Genomic DNA, 24,918 nt, shown 5'->3' with positions numbered 1-24,918 from the left:
TGGACACCTCTTTGGTGTGGATTTAGCTTTATACATCATGAGTACTGGCATGGAGCTGTTATGACCAAAACCGGAAAAGTGCTGACTGTCGTTGGCGGGATTATTATGCTGTTAGTGGCAGCAGCGATAGTGTTTGTTATGACTTTTGACTGGAACCGTCTAAAGCCAACGATTAACGAAAAAGTCTCCGCCGAGTTGCAGCGACCCTTTGCTATTCGTGGCAATCTAGGCGTGGATTGGTCACGTAAAGGCGATGAACCCGGCTGGCGTGGCTGGATCCCATGGCCGAATATCCATGCTGAAGATTTGGTGCTGGGTAACCCGCCGGATCTTGTCAGTGATAAAGCGGCTAAAACCTCAGAAGACAAAGCAGAATCCACCGAATTCCCCACTGGCGAAATGGTTACCCTAAAACGGGTCGACGCCAGCATCGCGCCGTTGGCATTACTGGGTAAGGAAGTATTGATACCACGTATTTGGCTGACACAACCTAATGCCACCTTGCAGCGCCTGGCGAATGGCAAAAACAACTGGACGTTTAATCTGGCAAATAGCTCGACTGACAGCGAATCCCCCCCGTCATCCTGGTCGGTGGACATCCATGACATCGTTTTCGATAGCGGCGAGATAAACCTGAACGATGCGATTTTAAAAGCTGACCTCCATGCGGTTATTGACCCGTTAGGCAAGCCGTTGCCCTTTGCTGAGGTGATTGGGGGGCATAATGAGAAAAAAGACAAATCGGCGGCTGATAAAGTTAGCAACACGCCAGATTATGTTTTTGGCTGGAAAATTGATGGGAAGTATCAGGGTCAGCCATTAACCGGCAGTGGTAAAATTGGCGGCATGTTGTCGATGAGTAATGCGACCATGCCATTCCCATTACAGGCCGATGTGCGCTCTGGCACGACTCGGGTTGCGGTCGTAGGCACATTGACGGATCCCGGTAATTTGGCGGGGTTGGATCTGGAGTTGAAATTCTCCGGCGCCAGTCTGGATAACCTTTATCCACTGATCGGCGTATTACTGCCGGCCACTCCTCCTTACAACACTGATGGCCACTTAATCGCGAGTCTTAAACAAGCCGGTGGTGCGGTTTATCGCTATGAAAACTTTAACGGTAAAATTGGTGATAGCGATATTCATGGCAATCTGACTTATACCGCCAGCGAGCCGCGGCCGAAATTAGTCGGCAAGCTGTCATCGAATACATTGCGCTTTGCTGATTTGGCACCTTTGATTGGTGCGGACTCCAATCAGGAAAAAGCCAATCGTGGTGAACGAAGCCGACAGCCCGCAAATAAGGTGTTGCCAACCGAGAAGTTTGATACCAAAAGCTGGGGGGTGATGGACGCCGATGTTACTTATGCCGCCAAACGTATCGATCGGGATAAATCATTACCATTAACTGACCTGTCTACCCATGTGGTGCTGAATAAGGGGGAATTGCTGCTGGACCCACTGCGGTTCGGTATGGCGGGGGGGAATCTCAATGCCACACTGCGCCTGAACGGTAACCAAGACCCAATGCATGGCAAGGTTGATTTACATGCCCGTCGTTTACAATTGAAGGCACTGTTACCTGAGGTTCAGGCGATGCGTAACAGTCTGGGGCAATTGAATGGCGATGCGTCATTTACCGCTACCGGTAACTCGGTTGCTGCTTTGCTGGCAACCAGTAATGGTAACCTGCGGCTGTTACTGAATCAGGGGCTCATTAGCCGCAGCTTAATGGAGTTACTTGGCCTGAATGTTGGCAACTATATTGTGGCTAAGTTATTTGGTGACGATGAAGTAAAAATTAACTGTGCGGTGGCTGATATTCAGTTGCGCAATGGCTTGGCGACCCCGCGCCTATTTGTCATTGATACTGAGAACGCCATTATCAATATTACTGGCAATCTCAATTTCGCCACTGAGCGGTTGGATTTATCCATCGATCCAGAAAGTAAGGGGCTGCGTATTCTGACCTTACGTTCTCCGCTCTACGTCAAAGGCACATTTAAGCAGCCGGATGCTGGTGTCAAAGCTGGGCCATTGATTGCTCGTGGTGCTGTTGCTGCTGTATTGGGTGTGGCATTAACACCGGCTGCGGCATTACTGGCACTGATTTCCCCCAGTGAAGCTGAAGAAAACCAGTGCACACCTTTCCTGCAAAAAATGAAACAAAAGAAATAATCTATTCATGTGCCGGTGGTTGGGGAAGCAGCTTACAACTGTGATCCTGCAACTCTTCCACCGAGGCAGGATGCAATTTCAGTGGATTGACTTTGCTGGCTAACAGTAAGAATTCCCCATTTGGTAAAGCGGTCATTGCCAGCCCATAACGGCCCATTTCATCTTTTGCTTCTGGCACTTCATCGGCTAACAGGCGAAATGCCCCAGATTGTTGTAATTCCCCTGCGGTAGTTCGTCGTACCAAATAATCATGTCCCAGTAAGCCTCCGGGGAGTGGTTGCCACTGCTGACGGAAATTCGCTTCCTGCGCCGCCAATGTGGTTTTTACCTGTGGTTTCAGACAAGAGATATGGATATGAAGTTGATCCTGACTGCGACCATATTTTGAGTTTATGGCCAGCGAGATATCAGCATCATTAATTGGTGCGCCATATTTATCGGCCATAAAGTGGCGAGCTTGCCAGGCATCAAAAAAATAGTTGGGGCTGCTGGAAGTCAATAATTGTGGGCTTTCGATCCCGCTGATTTTGGCGGTTGGCATCAACAAATACTGTAATGGCCCATGTATGTCTTTATACACCACAAAACCGGCTTGGGTATCGACCTCAACACAAGGCTGCGGATCATGTTCAGCTTCCATATGGGGAACACACTGTTGATTCACAATCTTCCATAAAGCATCTGCATTACTGAAACGCATTTTATACCCGACAGCGAACAAGACCACGGCCAGTAGAATCAGTAAGAACCAAGGCTTTTTTATATAACGTGACATAGGCTTCCCTTCCCTCTCAATGACGAGTCACTAGTGTAGTAAGGAAGCAATGGGGTGAGCAAACCCCATAATACTTATTTATCATTATGGGGTGTTGACCTGATCTGGTTGGATTTACAGTGAGCTTCTGTGGAAAGTTATTGCTATCTATAAAGAATAATATGCCAATTATTAAATTGTAATTGGCATACTCAGGTTATTGTGGCGCCTTATTGTCAGGCCCTTGGGGCAAGGTGCCATCCTCGGCGTAGCGGGCTGTGGCTATCCAGGCTGCGCAAAATAGGGTGAGGCGCGCGAAGAAGTAGAAAAAGGCCATTAAGCCAATCACAGAACCAAAGGCTGCACCTGACGGAGAGCTGGCAAGACGCGGCAGCATCATGGTCATGATAAATTTGATTATTTCAAAACCGATCGCCGCAATGAGAGTGCCGCGCAGCAGTGCTTTTTTCTTTGGCTTATGACGCGGCAGTATCCAAAATATCCATAAAAATAACAGATAGTTAGCGGCTATAGATATCGACAGCGCAATCAGTGTCATTACCGGCCTTAACCACTCGATACCGCCCAGCCCTAATGCATTCACAATTGCAGACTGCGCAGCGCCAGCGATAGACGTCAGCGAAAGAGTAATAATCAACGCAATAACTAACCCGGTGAGTGAGATAAAGTCGCGGGCATAGCGATAATAGAATTTTTCTTGGTCTTGTGGATTGCGCTCCCACACATCGCGCGACTGAGCACGTATGGCTTCGCGCAGATTCCCCATCCAACTGATACCGGAATAAAGTGCAATGGCTAACCCCGTCAACCCGACAGTGGTGCGCTGCTGAATGGCTGTATTGACGGTATTTTTAAGTGTGGCAGCCAAGCTTGGGTCACTGATGGTATTAACAATTTTATTAATTAATCCAGCTAATAAGTCAGGATTAGATGCCAATACAAAACCGACAGCAGCAAAAGAAACCATCAAAATAGGAATCAACGATAAAAACGAAAAATAAGTAATAGCCGCGCCAAACTGGCTGCCCAGTCGATCATTAAAACGGTCCGTAGCTCGGATAATATGGGCAACCGCAGGGAAAGCTTTAACTCGATGACTTATCCGTGCCATGTAAGAAATCGCTTTTTTACCCGTTTCAATTCCAGCGGTTAGTGGTGCTGAGTTATCTCGCGGTGCGTTCGGCATAATTCTCCTTAATTACGTTAATCCATGCCTTATGCAGATGATTATTCTACAGAATATGACACAAAACGATGACCAATCTGTTGATAATAGCAGACTCGACGCCCATCACAACTGTGCTTGATAAATTCCCGTGGTTTGGAATGATAATAATATTCTTAATAATATTCTTAATAATATTTAGGATTAATACTATCTTAACTGATTGATTACATCCTGCATTTATATTTGGCAGGAAACTGCCTACAAATCACAAGGCCATATCCCATATTAAATGTTTTTCTTAATCCATATATTGATAATAAATTAGGTCATTTTTTTAATTAAGCCTGGTGTCTAAATATAAATAAGACAAAGAAATAAATTTTAACTCACAAGTTAAAAATTTTACCCATTGTGTCATTTTGTAAAACTCCAGGTTATCCACATGAAAACAAACAGAACAACTTTCTCTCCTCGTTTTCGTAAGACATGGTTAGCGAGCCTACTTATTCCTCTGTTCAGCCCTATCCATAGTTGGGCAGCACAAACCATCAGTGTCACTGACGGTACTACGGTGCCTATTTCCGGTGAATATGGTACCGACGCTGAGTATCAGCGGGCAGTAGTGGTGCAAGGTACCGATAGTACCATCATCGGTGATGCTGATCTCAGTATCGAGACCACGGCACGCGGTGCCAATGGTGTCAATATAACCAACGGCGGTTCATTAAATCTAGACGGTTCCGCCATTAAAACGAATGGCGTCGTTGCTTATGGCATCAATAATAATAAAGGTTCGTTAGTATTAAATGGTGGAACAATTACCACCACGGGCCAGCAGGGAAATGGCGTTTATTCTACGGGTTTAGGAAGCCGTGCAAATATTAATAGCACTGAAATAACCACCAGTGGAGGATCTGCTTACGCGGTATCAGGCACCATAGGTGCAGCATTAACATAAAACAATACCATACTGAATACCCGCGGTGGCGAGAGCTATGGTATTTATCTGAGTGACTTCGGCAGTTCATTAACCGGTACAAATAACGTCATTAATAATACCGGTGTTGCCGGTGGTACCGGAATTTATATTGGCTCTGGTGGCTTAAATGCCAGCTTGGATGACACGACGATTAATATGACCAACGGTTATGCGGGGGTCAGCGTGGGGCAGGGTTCTTCTATTACTCTGGATGGCCTCATCGCCACCGGGACTATGGCTCAGGTTTTTGATGCTAAAGGTGCGGTGACGCTCAGTGATGCGGATATTGACCTCGCCTCTGGCGGGGTATTACGCGCAATGGGGAACAGTTCGGCCAATAAAGCGGTGATTATATTCAATAACGTTAATGCAATTTCCCACAGCGGCAATACAACCATGGTTGACGTTAATATGAATGCTGATGTCACCCTCAATGGCGGCTCCTATCATTCCAAAGGTACCTCTGCCATGGGCATTTGGGTGCCGGATACGACTTCATCGGTGAAAGTCTATAATTCTGAAGTGATTACTGAGGGGGATGGTGCTACGGCTATTGAAAACCGGGGCCGTGCCATTGTCGATAACACCCGAGTTGTTACCACGGGCAATAGTTCCCATGGTATCTACTCAGAGTCGATGTTTGATGCCACCAATATGACTATCTCGACTGCCGGTGTTGGCAGTATTGGAGCTAGCGCCGCGCGCGAAGGGCAGTTGAATATCGATGGCGCTAGCATTAATACCACAGGGGACTCTGGTATGGTGCTCGGTACTTTTGCCAGCTCATTCGTCAATGCTAAAAATATTACCGGGACCTCCGCCGGTGCCAGTGCCTATGCTTTGTGGCTACAATTAAGACCAATGCTTATGGTCTGGGCGGCTACTACACATTGAAAACGCCGCAAGGCGGCTATGTTGATATCGTTGGGCAGGGAACGCTATACCGCAATAGCTACCAAAGCCAACATGATGCCAAACAAAATGGCTATGGTGTGGCAATCTCTGCCGAAGTGGGCCAGGCATATCCCCTTATCGGAAACTGGAAAGTGGAGCCTCAAGGGCAACTGAAATATCAATATCTGAATCTGAATAATTTCCGCGATGATGTTTCTGGGGTCAGTGGGACGTCATATTCTGTTGGGCAAGCTCGTGCCGGGATGCGGGTATTCAGTGAAGCAACCAAGCTACAGGCCATCAAACCATATTTCTCTGCTGATGTTATCCATCAATTGGGTCAGAATCCGCAGGTTACCATTGATACTGCTAGCCTCCGTCCAGAATTTACTAAAACCTACTGGCAGGATGGGGCCGGTGTGACCGCGAAAGTGAACAATAACGTTGATATCTATGCTGATATTAAATACCAACGTGCTTTTGACGGTAAAATGGACGGTTACGCCGGAAATCTAGGGGTGAAGATCGGTTTCTAAATCAGTGTGTTAGTTAGCTATAAAAAAGGCTATAAACCCTGTGGTTTATAGCCTTTAACGATGGTTTGTTAGACCTTAGCGCATAGTCACAAATTCTTCAGCAGCCGTTGGGTGGATAGCAACAGTGTTGTCGAAATCTTTCTTGGTTGCGCCCATCTTCACGGCAACGGCGAATCCTTGCAGGATTTCATCCATCCCGAAACCAATGCCATGGATGCCGACAATCTTCTCTTCCGCGCCCACACAGACTAGCTTCATCCGGCATGGCTGGCGATGCTGAGTCACTGCACTGTACATGGCAGTGAATGAAGATTTGTACACTTTCACCTGATCGTCGCCAAACTTCTCACGCGCTTGTGGCTCAGTCAGACCAATGGTGCCGATAGGTGGATGGCTGAATACTACAGTCGGGATATTACTGTAATCCAGATGTTCATCCGGCTTGTTATTGAACAAGCGCTCAGATAAACGACGACCTGCTGCCACAGCGACTGGGGTCAGTTCAACCGCACCGGTATTATCGCCAACAGCATAAATACCTTTAACGTTAGTATTCTGGAACTTATCAACCTCGATATAGCCTTTTTCATTGGTTTTGACACCGCTGGCAGGCAGATTCAAGTTATCCGTTGCCGGTTCACGGCCAATGGCCCAAATCAGGTGGTCGACAGTCACTTCAGTGCCGTTTTCCAGTTGCAGCGTCAGGCTGCCGTCGGCATTTTTGATAATTGCTTTTGGAATTGATTCGGTATGCAGTTTCGGCCCTTCGGTATTCATGACTTCCAGCAGGGTTTCAACAATCAATGGATCAAAGGTGCGCAGTGGTGCGTGTTTGCGTACAAACAGATGAGTTTCTGTTCCTAACCCATTGAGTACACCCGCGATTTCTACCGCGATATAACCGGCACCCACCACGGCAACCCGTTTTGGCATCTCGTCTAATTCAAAGAAACCATCTGAGTCGATACCGTATTCAGCACCCGGAATATTTGGATGACTTGGGCGGCCACCGGTGGCGATCAGGATGTGATCTGCAGTGATTTTCTCGCCGTTAACTTCCACAGTATGGGCATCAACGAAACGCGCAAAGCCATGGATAACATCAACTTTATTATTACCTAAGCCACGTTCATAAGACTGATGGATACGATCAATGTAAGCCGTACGATTAGCGATCAACTTTTTCCAATCGAACTTATTTACTGTGGTGTCGAAACCGTAATCCGGGCCATATAAATGAATGGCTTCCGCGATTTGCGCGGCATGCCACATCACTTTTTTTGGCACACAACCCACATTCACGCAGGTACCACCGAGCTGCTTAGCTTCGATAAGCGCACATTTCTTGCCATACATGGCTGCCCGGTTGATCGACGCAATCCCGCCACTGCCACCGCCAATTGCTAGATAATCGTAATGTTTAGTCATCAGGGTCGTTTCCATCAAGAATCGTTTAAAAATTGCCTAAGAGTTTACCCCTTGCTTGAGTTTTGTCGCAAAGGTTGCATCAATTGCTCTGATTCACGTGACCAATTGATTTATCTCAACTCCTTGAGTTCATTCAGTTGCCGCCTACCTGTAACTCGAAATCTATTGGGTATAGGCACAGCTTATTTATTCAGGGACTACCCACTTCACTAATGTATGACCGTGACCTGAAGGCACCAATGCTTTATGTAGCCATGGTAGCAGGGTGTTCATTTGCTCTTCCAGTTTCCACGGCGGATTGATAACAATCATGCCAGAGGCGGTCATCCCATGCTGGTCGCTGTCTGGGCGTACGGCTAATTCAATTTGTAAAATACGACGGATACCCGTGGCTTCCAGATCACGCAATAAACGTTTGACCTGCTGACGTAATACCACCGGATACCATAATGCATATGTACCAGTTGCAAAGCGCTTATAACCTTCCTGAATACCTTTCACCACATCCTGATAATCGGTTTTCATTTCATATGGTGGGTCAATCAGAATAAGACCCCGGCGCGATGGCGGCGGTAATTGCGACTTAAGTTGCTGATAACCGTCTGCTCGTTGTACTTTGGCGCGCTCATCTTTGGCAAACTCATTGCGCAATAGCGGGTAATCGCTCGGGTGCAGTTCCGTCAGATGAATTTTGTCGTACTCACGCAGTAAATGGCGCGCAATCAAAGGTGAGCCAGGGTAATAACGCAACTTATCACCACGGTTATAGTAGTTGATAGCACTCATATACGGGGCTAAATCAGCAGGTAAGTCATCGCGTTGCCACAGCTGACCGATACCTTCCAGGTATTCACCTGTCCGTTCGGCATGCTCGCCACTCAATTGGTAACGACCAGCCCCGGCATGGGTATCCAGATAAAGGAAGGGTTTCTCTTTTTCTTTCAAAGACTCAATAATTAGACTTTGAACCGTGTGTTTAACAACGTCGGCATGGTTGCCGGCGTGAAAGCTATGGCGGTAACTTAACATTTTATTTTAACCAATTGATATTCTAATATAAATCAGAGATTTAGTGAGAATATATACTGTAGATTGTGGTAGCGCTTTCTATTTTTGGATGCAATAAACACCCTGGTCAGAGACCGCAGTCAGCACATTATGGCAACTAGTATAAACTGTCTGGTGGATAAAAAGTGAAAAGCATTAATTTGTGACGAATACTTCACCTTGCTGCCATGGATATAAAAACGAATGGATAAAATAATGAATAAAAAGACTCTCGCCGAACGCTACCCTGACGCCCTGCACTGGTCATTTGGCGATAGCCCTGAAATGGCGGATGAACTGGCACAATTGGTGATCTGTGGGGCTAAAACGGCCTCATGTGGTTCATATCATGCTTATAAGTCAGAGGTTTCGCCGGGTATTGGTGATTACAACGTCATTCTTAATGGCCGAAATGAGCCAGTTTGCGTGATTCGGACGGTTAGCTTAACGCTGGTTCGTTACTGCGATGTCACCGCAGAGATGGCAGCCAAAGAAGGCGAGGGCGATAAAAGCCTGACGTACTGGCAGCAAGGGCATCAGGAATTTTTTGAACGCGCAGGGGATTTTTCTCCTGAGATGCTGCTGGTTTTTGAGCAATTTAAGCTGGTTGAAGTGCTTGAATAACCCGTCACCCATTGATTTTCATGCGGGTAGACCTCATGTTAATTGTTCACACATTATTTATTCTCTGCTGCCGGATCTGTTCTGGCGCTGATATTCACAACGTGAATGAAATTTTAAAATAACCAGGACAACTCTATGACAAACCCGCTGTTGACCCCGTTCTCCCTGCCGCCATTTTCTGCTATTCACCCTGAAGATATCGTGCCAGCGGTGAAATCCGCTCTGGATGAATGCCGTCAAGCGGTGGAGCGGGTTGTTGCCCAACCAGGCCCTTTTACGTGGGATAATCTGTGCCAACCGTTAGCGGAGTCCGATGACCGCTTATCGCGCATTTGGTCGCCCGTCGGGCATTTGAACTCTGTGAAGAACAGCCCAGAATTACGTGCGGCTTATGAGCAAAGTCTGCCTCTGCTATCTGAGTACGGCACCTGGGTGGGCCAACATAAAGGTTTATATCAGGCTTATGTCAGTCTAAAAGAGGGGCCGGGATTTGATGCCTTGACGGCTCCACAGCGCAAAGCGGTAGAAAATGCGCTGCGTGATTTCCAGTTATCCGGCATCGGTCTGGAACCCGAACAGCAAAAACGTTATGGCGAAATTGTTGCCCGTCTCTCTGAGTTGGGCTCGACGTATAGCAATAACGTGCTCGATGCCACTATGGGCTGGAGCAAACTAATTACGGATGTTGAGCAACTGAAAGGGTTGCCGGAAAGCGCATTGGCTGCCGCCAAAGCCATGGCCGAGGCCAAAGAGCAGGATGGCTGGTTATTGACCTTGGATATGCCCAGTTATCTTCCGGTGTTGACGTATGCCGATAATGCTCAATTGCGTGAAGAGATGTACCGTGCCTTTGCTACTCGCGCATCTGATCAGGGGCCGAATGCCGGCAAATGGGATAACAGCGAAATCATGGCTGAGATTCTGACTTTACGTCATGAATTGGCCCAGCTATTGGGTTTTAACAGTTATGCGGATAAATCACTGGCAACCAAGATGGCTGAAAGCCCGCAACAGGTGCTGGGCTTCTTGAATGATTTGGCAAAACGCGCTCGCCCGCAAGCAGAAGAAGAGCTGGCTCAATTACGTGCTTTTGCTGAAAAACATTATGGCGTCAGTGAGTTGGCTGCTTGGGATATCACCTATTACTCCGAAAAACAAAAACAGCACCTGTTTTCTATCAGTGATGAACAATTGCGGCCTTATTTCCCTGAACAGCGTGTAGTGGAAGGGCTGTTCGAGGTAGTGAAACGTATTTACGGCATTACTGCCAAAGAGCGCCACGATGTGGATACCTGGCATCCAGATGTGCGTTTCTTCGAGCTATTTGATGCCAGTGGCGAGCTGCGCGGTAGCTTCTATCTGGATTTATACGCCCGTGAGCATAAACGTGGCGGGGCCTGGATGGATGATTGTGTCGGGAGTTTGCGTCTGGCAAATGGCCAATTGCAGAAGCCGGTCGCTTACTTAACCTGTAACTTTAATGGACCGGTCGGCGGCAAACCGGCGCTGTTCACTCATAACGAAGTGACCACCTTGTTCCATGAGTTTGGCCACGGCTTGCATCATATGCTGACCAAAATTGATACTGCGGGGGTTTCTGGTATCAATGGTGTGCCGTGGGATGCCGTCGAGTTACCAAGCCAGTTTATGGAAAACTGGTGCTGGGAGCCGGAGGCGCTAGCCTTCATTTCGGGTCATTACGAAACCCATGAGCCATTGCCGCAAGAAATGCTAGATAAATTGTTGGCGGCGAAAAACTATCAGGCGGCGCTGTTTATTCTGCGCCAGTTGGAGTTTGGTCTGTTCGATTTCCGCATGCATTATGAGTTCGACCCACTGACGGGGGCGCAGATCCTACCTGTCTTGTATGAAGTTAAAAAACAGGTCGCAGTGGTGCCATCACCAACATGGGGCCGCTTCCCGCATGCCTTTAGCCATATCTTTGCGGGTGGTTATGCGGCAGGTTATTACAGCTACCTGTGGGCGGAGGTGCTCTCTGCTGATGCGTTCTCGCGTTTTGAAGAAGAAGGGATTTTCAATGCAGCGACCGGCCAGTCCTTCCTCGATAATATTCTGTCCCGTGGCGGTTCCGAGGAGCCAATGACTCTGTTCAAGCGCTTCCGTGGTCGTGAGCCGCAGTTAGATGCTATGCTGCGCCATTACGGTATTAAGGGCTAGAATGTGTCACAGGTAAGTATTTGTTTATTGTCTGAAGCAGGCGCCGATCCCGGCGCTTTGTCTATTCTGGCCGAGCGCTGGGGTTTGGTGTCTGACGAGCAGGCGATCATGGCGTTGGTACTGACACCTGAACGTCTCGAGCTGCGCAAGCGCGATGAGCCGAAACTCGGTGGTATCTATGTTGATTTTGTTTCCGGCACCCAGGCCCATCGGCGCAAATTTGGTGGTGGGCGCGGTGAGGCGGTAGCAAAAGCGGTGGGTATCAAAAAAGGCTATCTTCCACGGGTGGTCGATGCGACCGCAGGTTTGGGGCGCGATGCTTTTGTACTGGCGGCGTTGGGCTGTCATGTGCAAATGTTGGAACGTAATCCGGTGGTGGCCGCATTGCTAGATGATGGTTTGCGCCGAGGTTATCAGGATGCGGAGATTGGTCATTGGCTGCGCGAAAGATTAACCTTATTACATGCTTCCAGCTTAACAGCGCTGGCACAGATTGAACCCCGGCCTGAAGTGGTTTATCTCGATCCTATGTATCCACATCGGCAAAAAAGTGCGCTGGTTAAAAAGGAAATGCGGGTGTTCCAATCATTGGTGGGTGCTGATGAAGATGCTGATGGTTTACTGGCACCTGCCCGTGCTTTGGCCACTAAGCGAGTGGTGGTCAAACGGCCCGATTACGCCGAACCACTGGCGGGAGTTGCCGCACAGGCCGCAGTGACGACGAAAAGCCACCGTTTTGATTTATATACTCATCTTCCTTAATGTCGTAGAGATATTGCCCCTTCATGGTTCAATGCTACTGCTTGAGGTCTGAAGGGGATAAAAATCATGCAGTCAGCTGTGGAGTAAAAATAAAATTGTTTAATGAGAACTGATGCTTACCGGTAAGTTGAATCAGCATGTCGTTTTCATATTTGTTATTGTCAAAATCAATCATTAAATACGTAATATCTCGCACGGAATCATATTTCTGCATTATTTCTGTCCCACCATCGTGACTAAATTTATTTACTAGCCTAGTTTTATTTTTGGTCACGCCTAAGGTGGATAAATCGACGGTATCTTTATTTACGTTAAAATCGTGGATGGTATCAGCCGAGGTTGTTAAAGAGTCACTAACTCTGTAATAAACAAAAGTATTACTACCTCCTCCGCCCCAAAGTTGGTCCGCTCCAAGCCCCCCGGCTATCCTATTATTTTCACTATTGCCCCAAATATTATCATTACCACTACCGCCAATGGCATTTTCAATACAAACCCCAGTGGCAATCGAGACATTCCCTATTAATCCGCCAATATTAGAGAAACTACCTTCATTCAGATTGATGTTTTGATTTTGCCAATAGCCGGAGAAATCAAATGTATCAATACCGCCAGCATCCCATACACAGAATATCAATACGTCACGGGCTTTATATGCCGTAAAATACGGGCGGTTGCTATTGGAATTGAAGCCGTAGGTAGTATTGCCAGTACGCGTGCTGATATTGGTACCATAGAGGTATTGGAGCGCAGCTATGTCAAGCATTTGCGGTGTTGATGGATAGTTTCCACTATAATCAGCCCCAGAGTCTTGTTCAGATAAATAGCTCATGACGCTGACTTGCTGTGTGTGACCATTAGGACCGTGGGAATGGCCTAATCCCAAGGCATGGCCGATTTCATGTATGAAAGCATACCCGCCAAAGTTTATAACTGTGGGGGATGAAATATTGGATACAGCGAAATTAGTCCATACTGGGCTGAAATTATCTGGGCTTGGATAATAAGCATAACCAACATTCTTTCCATCTGGCTGACCGTAGTTTAAAAAAATTAGGTTAGCGGAATGGTTATGAGAGGCTTGAATAAATTGGATATTCGCGACATCTGCACAGCTTTGCATTGCAATTTTAGCCTGGCGAATTTGCTGTCTATTAAATGAGAATATTGGCGCACCTTGTTGTATTTCGATATCTGATTCCCATAGAGGATAGTTGGTATTAAATGAATAAAATAGAGTTGCGGTGCTATTGTTAGTGTTTTTCTTCCATGGTTCACGGGTTAATTCTTTATAATAATTTTCATTTTCTATCATGTGTTGCGTCATTATGTCAGCCTTTCATTATCTAAAGCACGCTATTTTTAAAAGTGTTAATTCGAGGGGGATATTACAGATAATGATGATTATTTAAATGAGTATTCTCTTAAATAACAAACTGAAATATAAATGATGTTTGGTTTATTATATGAAATATAAATAAATATCCCATATTCTTTTTGTATTACTTTCTCAAAGAATATGGGAAGAGGGAGTTAATTACAGCACGCCTTGGGCCAGCATGGCATCCGCTACTTTGACAAAGGCAGCAATATTTGCGCCGTGTACATAGTGGGTTTGCTTACCTTCGCCGCCATATTCAACACAAGATTGGTGAATATCCAACATAATGTGGTGCAAACGAACATCAACCTTCTCTGACTTCCAGCTCAGTCGAGCCGCATTTTGTGCCATTTCCAGGCCAGATGTCGCAACACCACCGGCATTGGCTGCTTTACCCGGAGCGAACAGCACGCCAGCTTCCAGGAAAGCATCGGTGGCTTGAATGGTTGTCGGCATGTTAGCGCCTTCGGCAACCGCTTTAACCCCATTAGCAATCAGCTGGCGAGCGGCAGGTAAATCCAGCTCGTTCTGTGTTGCACAAGGCAAAGCGATATCAACCGGCACACTCCACGGTTGTTGGTCGGCTAAATAAACCAGATTACGTTCACGGGCATAATCTTCGATACGACCATAGCGTTTGTTTTTAATCTCAGCCAGGTGGGCTAATTTTTCTGGTGTGAAACCGGCCTCATCAACCACTGTGCCACCGGAGTCGGAAGCCGTAATAACACGAGCACCCAGTTCCATGGCTTTTTCGATAGTATATTGCGCCACGTTACCGGCACCGGAAACAGAGACTTTTCTACCTTCAAAACCTAAACCGTGACGTTTTAGCATGGCATTGGTGAAATAAACCAAACCGTAACCGGTTGCTTCTGGGCGAATCAAACTGCCGCCGAAAGAAAGCCCTTTGCCAGTGAAAACACAGGCGGTGTTATTGGATAATTTCTTCATCATGCCGGACATAAAGGCCACTTCACGGCCGCCAACACCAATATCCCCCGCTGGGACATCAGTATCCGGGCCAAGGTGACGGAAAAGTTCGGTCATCAGTGCCTGGCAAAAACGCATGACTTCAGCCTGACTTTTTCCTTTCGGATTAAAATCAGAACCGCCTTTGCCGCCGCCCATTGGCAGTGTGGTCAGTGCGTTTTTGAAAGTCTGTTCAAAACCCAGGAACTTAAGAATTGATAAGTTTACTGAGGGGTGGAAACGCATCCCGCCCTTAAAAGGGCCAATTGCCGAGTTAAATTGAACACGCCAGGCACGGTTAACTTGGACTTTACCTTGATCATCGGTCCAGGCAACGCGAAATTGAATGACGCGTTCTGGCTCGACTAAACGTTCCAGCAGGCTTTGTTCACGGTAATGCGGGTTTTGCTCCAGAAAGGGCCAAAGTGACGTAAATACTTCACGTACAGCTTGGAGATATTCTGGTTGGTTGGCATCACGTTGTTGTAAAGATTCTAAAAACGACTCCAGAGAGGTTAAACCATTCATCACTAAAAATTCCTTGTACCAATTAAGACTCTCCTGACGAATTATTATTGTTAAAACTGTGAGGAGACGATGTTGTGCATCCTTGACTATATCACTGGTTTATATTCATACAGCAAGGGATTTTAACAAAAAACTTAGCAGGGTTATCAATGAGTGGTTAGCAGTGCTGGCGGGGCTTTACTCTGAAGCATTCAAAAAAAACGCCCGCAAAAGGCGGGCGTGGGAGGGATGACGTTATTGATGCTTAATCGTCTTCACCATTTTCATCATCGCGTAGTGGCACGATGAGCATATCCACATGGACGGTATTGATCAATTGGCGTGCTGAAGACATCAACTTGCTCCAGAAATCCTGATGATGACCACATAATACCAAGTCCATATCATAATGCTTAATAGCATCAACCAGCACCTGACCCAAATCGCCACTACCACTCAGAGTTTGCTCAATGGGATAGCCTGCATTTTGCGAAAGTTCGGTCAATGCATTGTGCGTTTCTTCAGAAATGCGTTTTTGCATATCACCAAGATTAACGTCGATCAGACCGGTATAGAGGTCTGAATAGTTAACATCAACATGGATCAGGGAAACTTTGGCATTGTACGGTCTGGCCATGGAGACCGCTTTTTCCACCAACACCTTACTTTCCGGAGATAGGTCAACCGCAATCAGAATGTGTTTGTAAGCCATAAGTAAACTCCTTCCATAATGTTAATTAATGGGTAAGCAAACATTCAACCTATTGAACGGGTGCTAACGCGATATCTACATAGTACCATTATGACCCCTAATTGAAGTGTTTCACGGATCACAACACACTGTTTTGATGATGATCACTAAAGTCAGCGTATGTCTTTTTACACCAAGCGGTGACTAAACTCTACCGCTGATTACCTTGGTACATTGCTATATTGATTGAATTTAAAGCAGATCATTACATTAAGTATAGCGCTGAAAAAGCATCCTGATGGACGGAATTTCATATTTGTGATGCATATATAGCTTACATATATCAGAGGTGAAATTTATATAACTTAGTTAAGAAAGATTAATATTTAGGCAATGTTTGTGTGGGTTAAATGTATTCCACAGTCAGAAAAATTCGATATAAGTTAATACTAATCGATACTTAACAAAGGCCAAAATTGGCTTAATTTAGAGATTATCAGGCTATTTTTCATTTCATTTCCTACACTCATAGAGGGAGTCCTACACGTTCGGATAGTGTGTCGCGCGAAAACGCATCGAACCACAGTCAGAAAGCGAACGATAGGGGGTGGCTTTTGAGGCCCTGGGGGTGTTTGTATCGGCTAGAGTGAGCGATGGCGCAGCAGGTTCAGGTTACTGGCCTAATGTGTGTGATATCGCTGGGAGGATGATTATGATCAGTACCGTCGCGCTTTTTTGGGCTCTGTGTGTGGTATGTGTGATTAATATGGCACGTTATTATTCATCATTACGTGCTTTGTTAGTGGTATTACGTGGTTGCGACCCGTTGCTGTATCAATATGTTGATGGTGGTGGATTTTTTACCTCCCATGGTCAGCCGAGCAAACAGATTAGATTAGTCGGTTATATTTTTGCTCAACGCTATCTTGATCACCACGATCCGGAGTTTATCCGACGCTGTGAGAGATTACGTGGGCAATTTATACTGACCAGTGCACTTTGTGGTTTGGTCGTGGTCAGTCTGGTGGGATTAATGTTGTGGTATTAGTATGAAATATTGGCATAACAGCATTTAAAAAGGCGACCTAATAAGGCCGCCTTTTATTTACCATTACTGTCCGGTGCTATTACCGTCCAGTATCATCACAGTTTTGCACTAATGGCGCACTATGACAGCAATACATTCGCTGGATTTAGATAAACTTCAATGCAATCCAATACAACCCACCGGAAAGAAGAATAGAGATTGGCAAGGTTAATACCCACGCCAGCATAATGTTCTTCACCGTCTTACTCTGCACACCACCACCATCGACCAACATGGTCCCGGCAACAGCTGAAGAGAGCACTTGGGTTGTCGACACTGGCATACCGGTATAACTGGCAATACCAATAGAGACCGCCGCAGTCATCTGGGCAGAAACCCCTTGCGCATAGGTCATGCCTTTCTTACCGATCTTCTCACCAATGGTCACTGCAACACGCTTCCAGCCAACCATGGTACCCAAAGAGAGGGCCAGAGCGACGGCAACGATAATCCAGGTTGGCGCATATTCCACTGTTTCCAACAAATCTGTACGCAGATTATTGAGGAAACGACGGTCTTGAGCACTGGTTTCTGGCAGTTTAGCCACAGTCCCTGCGGTTTCGGCGACACACATCAGCAAACGACGCATATGGCTGCGTTGGTCAACTGTCAGGTCGTCATAGCTTTGCAAATTAGCCAGCAGTGTTTGTGCTTGGTCAATGGCTATCATGGCGCGTGAGCTATCACAGTGGAACTGTGCTGGTGTATTCGGCAATGTTTCCGGCGTCGGTACCAGTGGCTTCAGCGCGATAGCATGAGGCAATGCCTCAATATGCTGCTGATAATATTGTTGCAGATGAGTCACTGCATCGCGGGTGCGGGCAATATCATAGCCTGTAGCACTCATATTCACGACAAACCCGGCTGGAGCCACGCCGATTAATACCAGCATGATCAAGCCAATCCCTTTCTGACCATCGTTAGCGCCGTGAGAGAAACTCACACCAATAGCCGATAGGATCAGCGCAGTACGGGTCCAGAATGGCGGTTTTCGTTTACCGTCTTTCTTTTCACGTTCAGCGGGAGTCAGGTGAATACGTTGCTGCTTTTTGGTTCCATTCCAGTAACGACGTAGCAGGAACACCATCAACCCAGCAATAACCAGACCCACAATTGGGGACAGGATTAATGACAGGAAGATTTGAATCATCTTAGGAACGTTCAGTGCATCTACCACAGATGTACTGGTCATTAATGCATTGGTTAAACCAATACCGATGATTGCACCAATCAGCGTATGTGAACTGGACGCTGGGATACCAAAATACCAAGTGCCTAAATTCCAGATAATCGCGGCCAGTAGCATAGAGAAGACCATGGCCAACCCATGTGCCGAACTGACGTTTAACAGCAGATCAGTAGGCAATAGGTGAACAATGGCATAGGCCACGCTCAAACCGCCCAGCATCACGCCGAGGAAGTTAAACACCCCTGCCATTACGACAGCCACCTGTGAACGCATGGCACGGGTATAAATTACGGTTGCAACCGCATTGGCTGTATCATGAAAACCATTGATGGCTTCGTAAAACAGCACGAACAACAAAGCAAGAACTAACATTAGGCCGGTATGGAAATCCAGGCCAGCGAAAAGATGTAGCATAAGCGTTACGCCAGTTTGTGGACATGAACGCGGCGCATTATCAGTGACAATGGGGGGTGGGGAAAAGGAAAATATGACCTTTTTTTGACATGACCGCAGACTAAATTGTCTTTTTGCACAACATATGTATGTTATATCAGCAGGTTACTTAGTTTTACCGTATGAGACATTTTCTTACTATAGCTTCCTGTTGGTGGGCGACTTACAATCTCCCGCCGCAAATTTGTCGGTCGAATGAACTCAATAATCCGCAAACCGACTAAAAGCGGACGATTTTGCAGCAATGATTTTCTGACTCAATGAGGCCCAGTGTGGAACAGTTTGATGTGGTAGTGATAGGTGCAGGTGCCGCGGGGCTATTCTGCGCGGCTCAGGCCGGGCAAGCAGGATGCCGGGTACTATTAGTGGATAACGGCAAAAAAGCAGGGCGCAAGATTCTGATGTCCGGTGGTGGCCGCTGTAACTTTACTAATATGTTTGTAGAACCCGCAGCCTATCTTTCACAAAACCCTCATTTCTGTAAATCTGCTTTAGCACGTTATACCCAATGGGATTTTATCGATCTGATGAATCGCTATGGCATCGCCTGGCATGAAAAAACATTAGGGCAGTTGTTTTGCGACGACTCGGCACAACAAGTGGTTGAGTTGCTGCTGAAAGAGTGTGAATTGGGGCAAGTGACCATTCGGCTGCGCAGCGATGTTCTGTCGGTCGAAAAAAACGAGAGTGGCTTCCTGCTACATATTAACGATGTGAAAGTGAGCACTAACTCACTTGTTGTGGCTTCTGGCGGGCTGTCTATGCCCGGCTTAGGTGCTTCTCCATTTGGTTATAAGCTGGCCGAACAATTTGGTTTGAAAGTATTGCCGACCCGCGCCGCATTGGTGCCTTTTACCTTGCATAAACCGTTATTGGAGCATCTACAAACCCTCTCCGGTGTTTCAGTGCCTGCAGTGGTTACGGCAGAGAATGGTGTCAGTTTTCGTGAGAGTATTTTATTCACTCATCGTGGGCTTTCTGGCCCGGCAATTTTGCAACTTTCAAGCTACTGGCAGGCTGGCGAGTATGTGAGCATTAACTTACTTCCTGATACTGACTTAGAGACATTCCTGAACAATGAGCGGCAGGCACACCCGAATCAGACATTAAAAAATACGCTGGCTCAACTGCTACCTAAGCGGCTAGTGGAATGTCTTCAGACTCTGGATCAGCTACCAGATGTGACTCTGAAGCAATTAAATGCTCCGCAGCAAGCAGCATTGGTGGCTAATCTTCAGCAGTGGCGTGTACAACCCAATGGGACTGAAGGTTACCGCACCGCTGAAGTCACCATCGGTGGTGTAGATACCCAAGAGCTCTCCTCTAAGACAATGGAGGCCCAAAAAGTGCCAGGATTGTACTTTATTGGTGAAGTTGTTGATGTCACGGGTTGGTTAGGTGGCTATAACTTTCAATGGGCTTGGAGTTCTGCCTGGGCTTGCGCCCAAGCATTGGCAGCAAAGCAGGTGCAATAAACAGCCATGTCGATAGTTGAAATATAGCCTCTTAATACGATTAAGAGGCTATAAAGCAGGACTCTTAACGCAATGCCTGCAGGATATTATAGGCTGCTTGCACTCGGACAGGATTAGGGTAGTTTTTGTTAGCTAACATCACTATGCCAATCTTCTGCTCTGGGATAAAAACAATATAGGCACCAAAGCCATTGGTTGCGCCAGTCTTATGAACCCAAGATGCCGGTGTTGCAGGCTGTGGTGGCAGTAACTCCACCACTTTGCGCGGTTTCAAAGCGATATCATTGCCACTGTCGGCAATGACTTTCTGCGGATCGATAGGCCAGTTGTACATTTCCCAACCCAATCCTTGGAACAAGTCTTCAGCTTGGAAATAGCGAGACTGAGCTGCGATGATCGCTTTCTTTAACGTATCGTTTTCGGCTGATAAGTGGTCTGGATCCATATTAGCCTGCATAAACCTCACCATATCTTTCGAGGTGGATTTTACCCCATAAGCTTCCTCACCCAGCATGCCCAATGTGACGCGCACTGGCTGACCATCCTTATATCCCCAAGCATAGTTTGACTGCATCGATTCAGGGACAGTGATAAAAGTATGGGTCAGTTTTAATGGCTGAAACACATGTTCTTTCATGTAGTTTTCGAAGGTTAATGGGCTCTTTTTCACCGCCAATGCACCAAATAAACCAATGCTGGCATTGGAGTAATTCCGCATTACACCCGGTGCCCACTGTGGCTGCCACTGCTGATAATATTGCCACAGCGATTCTTGGTCTGTAACCGAGTCGGGCAGTTGCAGAGGAAGACCTCCTGCCGTGTAGGTCGCAAGATGCCGCATTTTCACCCCTTGCCACTGACGACCCGTTAGCTCAGGAGCATATTTTGTCACGGGATCATTAAGATCCATTATGCCGGTTTGCACGGCATATTCCCCTGCGATTCCGGTAAAGGTCTTACTGACTGAGCCGAGTTCAAACAGCGTATTTTCAGTGACTGGAATACCGGCTTTTATATCCGCTACGCCATAGTTAAAAAACTGCGGTTTGCCGTCATAAAATACCGCGACGGCCATACCCGGAATATTCTGTTGTTCGAGTAACGGCTTAAGGGTTTTATTGACGATAGTCGCCACTTGTTGTTGCGTCAGTATGGTTTGTGCCGAGGTATAAAGTGGGGAAATTGCGATAGTGGTAAAGACCAAAGTATTGATTATAGATTTTTTCAACATTGGGAAATCTTCCATCGATTAATAAACGACAAGCAGTGTGGCTCCATTTGCGCTGCAGATTTTGCGATGATTGACTATGGATAACAATCGATTATATTTGATACTTGATAATAGAAAATCTAACAGATGAACCTATGGTACGTAGTTATATTCCGCTAAATTCACTTCGTGCCTTCGAAGCTGCGGCCAGACAGTTAAGTTTTACTAAGGCTGCTATCGAATTAAACGTTACCCATGCAGCAATAAGTCAGCAGGTCAAAGCGCTAGAACAACACCTTAATTGTCGTCTCTTTATTCGTATTTCACGCGGATTAGTGTTAACAACTGAAGGTGAGAATCTGCTACCAATCCTTAATGATTCCTTTGATCGTATCGCTGACACGCTAGACCGTTTTTCCGCCGGGGTGATGCGTGAAAAAGTTAGAGTGGGGGTTGTTGGGACCTTTGCAACCGGCTATCTATTGTCACGTCTGGGGCATTTTCAACAGCGTTATCCACATGTGGATGTGTTACTTTCAACACACAATAATCGTGTGGATGTGGTGGCGGAAGGGCTGGATTATGCTATCCGCTATGGTAATGGTGCCTGGCATGATACCGAGTCACAATTTTTGTGCGATGCGCCATTGGCTCCTCTATGCACACCCTCATTGGCGGGGAGTTTACGCCACCCTAATGACCTACAAAAATTTACTCTACTGCGTTCCTATCGACGTGATGAATGGTCAGCATGGTTTACTGCTGCTGGAGGATGCGTGCCTTCACCCTCTCAGCAAATAATGGTGTTCGACTCGTCGGTGAGTATGTTGGAAGCGGCACAAGCAGAGATAGGCATCGCGCTGGCTCCCCCGTCGATGTTTACTCATCTGTTACTCAGTGAACGTATTATCCAGCCTTTTAGTACGACGATTAGCTTGGGTGGGTATTGGTTAACTCGTCTACAATCCCGCACAGAAACTGCCGCTATGCGGGACTTTTCACTTTGGCTATTGTCTGAGATTAAATCTGAAAAAGCAGAGCCGCAGTGTCAGCCATAGTGGTTTGCAGGGCTAAGCTCTACTCGTGTTAGGACGTTTTTCTTCGTTGTGTTATCTGGTACAGGCCGTGAAAGGTTACATCAATCTTGACTAAGATAATTATTGGCTGGGGTTTGACGCGAACAGCAAAATAATAATTTTTATAATTCTGTTGGCGATAACTCGGTGTCGGCATACCCATATCGCGAGCTTGGAATACCCTGTGCGCTAATAATAACCTTTATAAAATAATTTTATATCATGCTAACCTAAGAAATATTTTTTCATCTAGGAAATTTAGCTTAGTGAAATTTTTAATTTTATTAAATTACATTCACTATCAAGAATAATGATTTATTTAATTATTATCCTCATATGATGATATGATATGCTGCTTATGCATGAGTCTATCTTGCCTTAAAATCTTTATGCACACAGCAATATATAATATTGGGATTGATCCCTCATTAATAAAAATCACTTGTTAAGTAACTTACATTAGGTTGCTGCTGTTTATTTAAAAAATTATCTAAAGGACTATATAGTGAAATACTCTAAATCTCTTTGTCTTATATTAGTATCTGCGTTGTTATCGGGTTGTGCTGGTAAACAGCCTTTCGATACTGAAGTCGAAAAGAAAGCCATTCGTGGTGAGAATGGTGCAGAAATACCCATATCTGCTTATAACAAGCTGGAAGTAGGAAACAGCCATGCCACAGATACCTCATTGCGCCTGGTTACCCGCTCCGATACTGCTGCCGCGGTCGGTGTCTCTGTCGTGGCTTTTGTTGCTCAAGCGTTTGCGGGCAGTGCTTCGGGCGGTACTTTTACTAAAGAGGATTTAAGAGGCACAAAAATAGTCGTTTTGAGTAATCCGAGTATCGGCTACTTCATGCCAAATATTGAAGCCGAAGTAAAGAAAGGGTTGGCGGATAAACCTAAACATCTCTATATGGAAAAAATAGAAGTGCGCCCAAGTGTCTGGTTATTAATGTATGAGAATTTATCTGGCTCAGAAACAGACTATGAATTACGGTATGTGACTAACTTCAGTAAAAAGAAAGAAACCTGGCAAAAGAGTGGAATGTATTTTACTTGTGAGCCTAAACCTATTAAAGCTCCATTGGAGCAGTGGCAAGTAAACAACTACGAGAAAGTGACAAAAGTCACTCAACAATATATGGCCGATTGTATGAAAAGTTTTGCTGAACAGGTTGATGCTATCGTTAGTTAATATTTATTTGTTTTTGCCCCCAGAAAATATCGTTACGCTTTAATTATTATCTCAACAGGGAGTATTTGGCTCCCTGATTCATATGAACACGATCGTTACCTTGGCGTATTTCTAGATTTCTTACTCGGAAGTTGTGTTCCCGCCAAACTTGGCATGGCTTGGCGCATGATATCGAGAAACGCGCACAATCTGGCAGGGTAAAAACTGGCGTGGGGATAAACTAAATAAATGGGTAAAGGTAATCCGTGCCAATCTGGTGCCAGATGGACTAATCGTCCTTGGGCCAGATCGTCGCTGATTACCCATGTTGATGCAATACCTGCTCCTAACCCTGCCAGTGCAGCATTACGTAATGCATATAGGCTGTCGGTACTCAACTGTGGTTCAATGGAAAAACGTTGGATTTCACCATTTGTTTTATGACTGAGAACGACTTCATTACGGTAAAACGAATTTAATGCTATCCAATGAAAATCCAGCAATTGTTCGGGATGTGTGGGTATCCGCTTGTTGCTTAATAACTCAGGCGCGGCAATGACGATACGCGGCACTTCAGCCAGAAGGATAGCGACAACCGAAGGGTCGGTTACCGCTCCAACTTGAATAGCACAATCAATACCTTCGGCAATAAAATCTGGTCGCCGATCGTTTAGCGTCCATTCAACCGACATTTTCGGGTAACGATTTAGATAGTCTTTAAGTGGTTTGATTAACTGATCTTGCCCGAAAGCGTGCGGGACCAATACACGCAATAAGCCCCTGGGTTCGTCTGTTGCACCCCGTAGGTCATCCTCCATGGCATTCCAGCTTTCAACCAACTCTTTGGCATGGGAATAGCAACGCTCGCCATCATCGGTCAACTTCATGATATGCGTGGTACGTTGCAATAATTTCAAACCAAGTAAACGTTCCAGTGTTTGCAACCGGCGGCTAACTGTTGGCTGGCTTGTGCCCAGACGTGCTGCTGCCCCGGACAAACTTCCCGCTTCAACGATACGAATAAATGTTTGCATCAACTCTATACGGTCAATGCCAGATAAGTTAGGTTCTGTCATGCATGCAGCGTATAACAGTTTTACTCTTCAGGCGACTACCAAGATGTGTCTGTGCAGG

Annotated in this window: 18 protein-coding genes and 2 pseudogenes; 10 read left to right on the top strand and 10 right to left on the bottom strand. The window is 46.2% G+C overall.

From position 1 onward, the window contains the following. Nucleotides 1-60 precede the first annotated feature (60 nt). Nucleotides 61-2,178: an AsmA family protein gene (locus tag DJ58_RS09795; RefSeq protein ID WP_004707174.1), complete on the top strand. Its 2,118-nt coding sequence runs from the start codon at nucleotides 61-63 to the stop codon at nucleotides 2,176-2,178. A gap of 1 nt (nucleotide 2,179) precedes the next feature. Here DJ58_RS09795 and DJ58_RS09800 read toward each other — a convergent pair whose 3' ends face one another. Continuing rightward, a complete protein-coding gene (locus DJ58_RS09800; RefSeq protein WP_004707173.1) occupies nucleotides 2,180-2,953 on the bottom strand; it encodes a CDP-diacylglycerol diphosphatase in 774 nt (257 codons plus the stop codon). Between the two features lie 196 nt (nucleotides 2,954-3,149). Next, entirely contained in the window at nucleotides 3,150-4,139 is a 990-nt protein-coding gene (gene yhjD / locus DJ58_RS09805) for an inner membrane protein YhjD (RefSeq protein ID WP_004707172.1), read from the bottom strand. A gap of 424 nt (nucleotides 4,140-4,563) precedes the next feature. On the opposite strand from yhjD, the pseudogene DJ58_RS22725 reads away from it, so the two are divergent. Both DJ58_RS22725 and DJ58_RS24195 read left to right on the top strand, forming a co-directional pair. Continuing rightward, nucleotides 4,564-5,952: pseudogene (locus DJ58_RS22725) on the top strand (autotransporter outer membrane beta-barrel domain-containing protein); the annotation flags it as partial. Continuing rightward, nucleotides 5,952-6,530: pseudogene (locus tag DJ58_RS24195) on the top strand (autotransporter outer membrane beta-barrel domain-containing protein); the annotation flags it as partial. The pseudogenes DJ58_RS22725 and DJ58_RS24195, both read left to right, overlap by 1 nt. Before the next feature lie 75 nt (nucleotides 6,531-6,605). Here the strand turns inward: DJ58_RS24195 and gorA are convergent. Next, entirely contained in the window at nucleotides 6,606-7,958 is a 1,353-nt protein-coding gene (gorA, locus tag DJ58_RS09810; RefSeq protein WP_032910602.1) for a glutathione-disulfide reductase, read from the bottom strand. A gap of 186 nt (nucleotides 7,959-8,144) precedes the next feature. Next, entirely contained in the window at nucleotides 8,145-8,987 is an 843-nt protein-coding gene (locus DJ58_RS09815; protein WP_032910537.1) for a 23S rRNA (adenine(2030)-N(6))-methyltransferase RlmJ, read from the bottom strand. A gap of 234 nt (nucleotides 8,988-9,221) precedes the next feature. On the opposite strand from DJ58_RS09815, the gene DJ58_RS09820 reads away from it, so the two are divergent. The 3 genes from DJ58_RS09820 (at nucleotide 9,222) to rsmJ (ending at nucleotide 12,569) form a co-directional block, all read left to right on the top strand. After that, the gene (locus DJ58_RS09820; protein WP_032910535.1) at nucleotides 9,222-9,629 is read left to right on the top strand and encodes an ASCH domain-containing protein; all 408 of its coding nucleotides are present in this window, start codon (nucleotides 9,222-9,224) and stop codon (nucleotides 9,627-9,629) included. A 135-nt stretch (nucleotides 9,630-9,764) separates the two neighbouring features. Beyond that, complete coding sequence (gene prlC, locus DJ58_RS09825) at nucleotides 9,765-11,807, top strand: oligopeptidase A (protein WP_004707165.1); 2,043 nt, start codon at nucleotides 9,765-9,767, stop codon at nucleotides 11,805-11,807. A gap of 3 nt (nucleotides 11,808-11,810) precedes the next feature. Then, nucleotides 11,811-12,569 carry a 16S rRNA (guanine(1516)-N(2))-methyltransferase RsmJ gene (gene rsmJ / locus DJ58_RS09830; RefSeq protein ID WP_032910533.1) on the top strand — a complete coding sequence of 253 codons (759 nt, stop codon included), beginning with the start codon at nucleotides 11,811-11,813 and terminating at the stop codon, nucleotides 12,567-12,569. Nucleotides 12,570-12,633: 64 nt separating this feature from the next. Here rsmJ and DJ58_RS09835 read toward each other — a convergent pair whose 3' ends face one another. From DJ58_RS09835 to uspA, 3 genes are all read right to left on the bottom strand, one after another. After that, nucleotides 12,634-13,896 (bottom strand): M10 family metallopeptidase C-terminal domain-containing protein, encoded by a 1,263-nt coding sequence (locus tag DJ58_RS09835; RefSeq protein ID WP_115155770.1) that lies wholly within the window; start codon nucleotides 13,894-13,896, stop codon nucleotides 12,634-12,636. A 210-nt stretch (nucleotides 13,897-14,106) separates the two neighbouring features. Then, complete coding sequence (gdhA, locus tag DJ58_RS09840; protein WP_004707162.1) at nucleotides 14,107-15,450, bottom strand: NADP-specific glutamate dehydrogenase; 1,344 nt, start codon at nucleotides 15,448-15,450, stop codon at nucleotides 14,107-14,109. Between the two features lie 244 nt (nucleotides 15,451-15,694). After that, nucleotides 15,695-16,141: a universal stress protein UspA gene (uspA, locus tag DJ58_RS09845; RefSeq protein WP_004707161.1), complete on the bottom strand. Its 447-nt coding sequence runs from the start codon at nucleotides 16,139-16,141 to the stop codon at nucleotides 15,695-15,697. A 691-nt stretch (nucleotides 16,142-16,832) separates the two neighbouring features. On the opposite strand from uspA, the gene uspB reads away from it, so the two are divergent. Then, nucleotides 16,833-17,168, top strand: coding sequence for a universal stress protein UspB (gene uspB / locus DJ58_RS09850; protein ID WP_005187112.1), 336 nt, complete (start codon nucleotides 16,833-16,835; stop codon nucleotides 17,166-17,168). Between the two features lie 145 nt (nucleotides 17,169-17,313). On the opposite strand, the gene pitA is transcribed toward uspB, so the two are convergent. Further along, the gene (gene pitA / locus DJ58_RS09855) at nucleotides 17,314-18,810 is read right to left on the bottom strand and encodes an inorganic phosphate transporter PitA (protein ID WP_032910532.1); all 1,497 of its coding nucleotides are present in this window, start codon (nucleotides 18,808-18,810) and stop codon (nucleotides 17,314-17,316) included. A gap of 311 nt (nucleotides 18,811-19,121) precedes the next feature. On the opposite strand from pitA, the gene DJ58_RS09860 reads away from it, so the two are divergent. After that, nucleotides 19,122-20,324: a BaiN/RdsA family NAD(P)/FAD-dependent oxidoreductase gene (locus DJ58_RS09860; RefSeq protein ID WP_004707158.1), complete on the top strand. Its 1,203-nt coding sequence runs from the start codon at nucleotides 19,122-19,124 to the stop codon at nucleotides 20,322-20,324. Between the two features lie 64 nt (nucleotides 20,325-20,388). On the opposite strand, the gene ampC is transcribed toward DJ58_RS09860, so the two are convergent. Next, nucleotides 20,389-21,555 (bottom strand): class C beta-lactamase, encoded by a 1,167-nt coding sequence (gene ampC / locus DJ58_RS09865; protein WP_071985018.1) that lies wholly within the window; start codon nucleotides 21,553-21,555, stop codon nucleotides 20,389-20,391. Nucleotides 21,556-21,689: 134 nt separating this feature from the next. Here ampC and ampR point away from each other — a divergent pair, with 134 nt between their 5' ends. After that, entirely contained in the window at nucleotides 21,690-22,592 is a 903-nt protein-coding gene (gene ampR, locus DJ58_RS09870) for a LysR family transcriptional regulator AmpR (RefSeq protein WP_004707156.1), read from the top strand. A 523-nt stretch (nucleotides 22,593-23,115) separates the two neighbouring features. Beyond that, nucleotides 23,116-23,805, top strand: a complete 690-nt coding sequence (locus tag DJ58_RS09875; protein ID WP_032910531.1) for a hypothetical protein — start codon at nucleotides 23,116-23,118, stop codon at nucleotides 23,803-23,805. Nucleotides 23,806-23,900: 95 nt separating this feature from the next. On the opposite strand, the gene DJ58_RS09880 is transcribed toward DJ58_RS09875, so the two are convergent. Then, entirely contained in the window at nucleotides 23,901-24,860 is a 960-nt protein-coding gene (locus DJ58_RS09880; RefSeq protein WP_004707154.1) for a LysR family transcriptional regulator, read from the bottom strand. Nucleotides 24,861-24,918: the final 58 nt, after the last annotated feature.

Origin of the sequence: Yersinia frederiksenii ATCC 33641 (assembly GCF_000754805.1) — a bacterium.
Classification (GTDB): Bacteria; Pseudomonadota; Gammaproteobacteria; order Enterobacterales; family Enterobacteriaceae; genus Yersinia; species Yersinia frederiksenii.
The sequence above is the reverse complement of the archived record's forward strand: the minus strand, read 5'-3'. Positions and strand labels throughout refer to the sequence as shown.

What these genes read in the sequence shown, in the direction of transcription:
- uspB (WP_005187112.1), top strand. Translation starts at nt 16,833, where the DNA reads ATGATCAGTACCGTCGCGCTTTTTTGGGCTCTGTGTGTGGTATGTGTG.
- DJ58_RS09835 (WP_115155770.1), bottom strand. Translation starts at nt 13,896, where the DNA reads ATGACGCAACACATGATAGAAAATGAAAATTATTATAAAGAATTAACC.
- DJ58_RS09820 (WP_032910535.1), top strand. Translation starts at nt 9,222, where the DNA reads ATGAATAAAAAGACTCTCGCCGAACGCTACCCTGACGCCCTGCACTGG.
- pitA (WP_032910532.1), bottom strand. Translation starts at nt 18,810, where the DNA reads ATGCTACATCTTTTCGCTGGCCTGGATTTCCATACCGGCCTAATGTTA.
- DJ58_RS09795 (WP_004707174.1), top strand. Translation starts at nt 61, where the DNA reads ATGACCAAAACCGGAAAAGTGCTGACTGTCGTTGGCGGGATTATTATG.
- yhjD (WP_004707172.1), bottom strand. Translation starts at nt 4,139, where the DNA reads ATGCCGAACGCACCGCGAGATAACTCAGCACCACTAACCGCTGGAATT.
- DJ58_RS09815 (WP_032910537.1), bottom strand. Translation starts at nt 8,987, where the DNA reads ATGTTAAGTTACCGCCATAGCTTTCACGCCGGCAACCATGCCGACGTT.
- DJ58_RS09800 (WP_004707173.1), bottom strand. Translation starts at nt 2,953, where the DNA reads ATGTCACGTTATATAAAAAAGCCTTGGTTCTTACTGATTCTACTGGCC.
- uspA (WP_004707161.1), bottom strand. Translation starts at nt 16,141, where the DNA reads ATGGCTTACAAACACATTCTGATTGCGGTTGACCTATCTCCGGAAAGT.
- prlC (WP_004707165.1), top strand. Translation starts at nt 9,765, where the DNA reads ATGACAAACCCGCTGTTGACCCCGTTCTCCCTGCCGCCATTTTCTGCT.
- ampC (WP_071985018.1), bottom strand. Translation starts at nt 21,555, where the DNA reads ATGTTGAAAAAATCTATAATCAATACTTTGGTCTTTACCACTATCGCA.
- DJ58_RS09880 (WP_004707154.1), bottom strand. Translation starts at nt 24,860, where the DNA reads ATGACAGAACCTAACTTATCTGGCATTGACCGTATAGAGTTGATGCAA.
- gdhA (WP_004707162.1), bottom strand. Translation starts at nt 15,450, where the DNA reads ATGAATGGTTTAACCTCTCTGGAGTCGTTTTTAGAATCTTTACAACAA.
- ampR (WP_004707156.1), top strand. Translation starts at nt 21,690, where the DNA reads ATGGTACGTAGTTATATTCCGCTAAATTCACTTCGTGCCTTCGAAGCT.
- gorA (WP_032910602.1), bottom strand. Translation starts at nt 7,958, where the DNA reads ATGACTAAACATTACGATTATCTAGCAATTGGCGGTGGCAGTGGCGGG.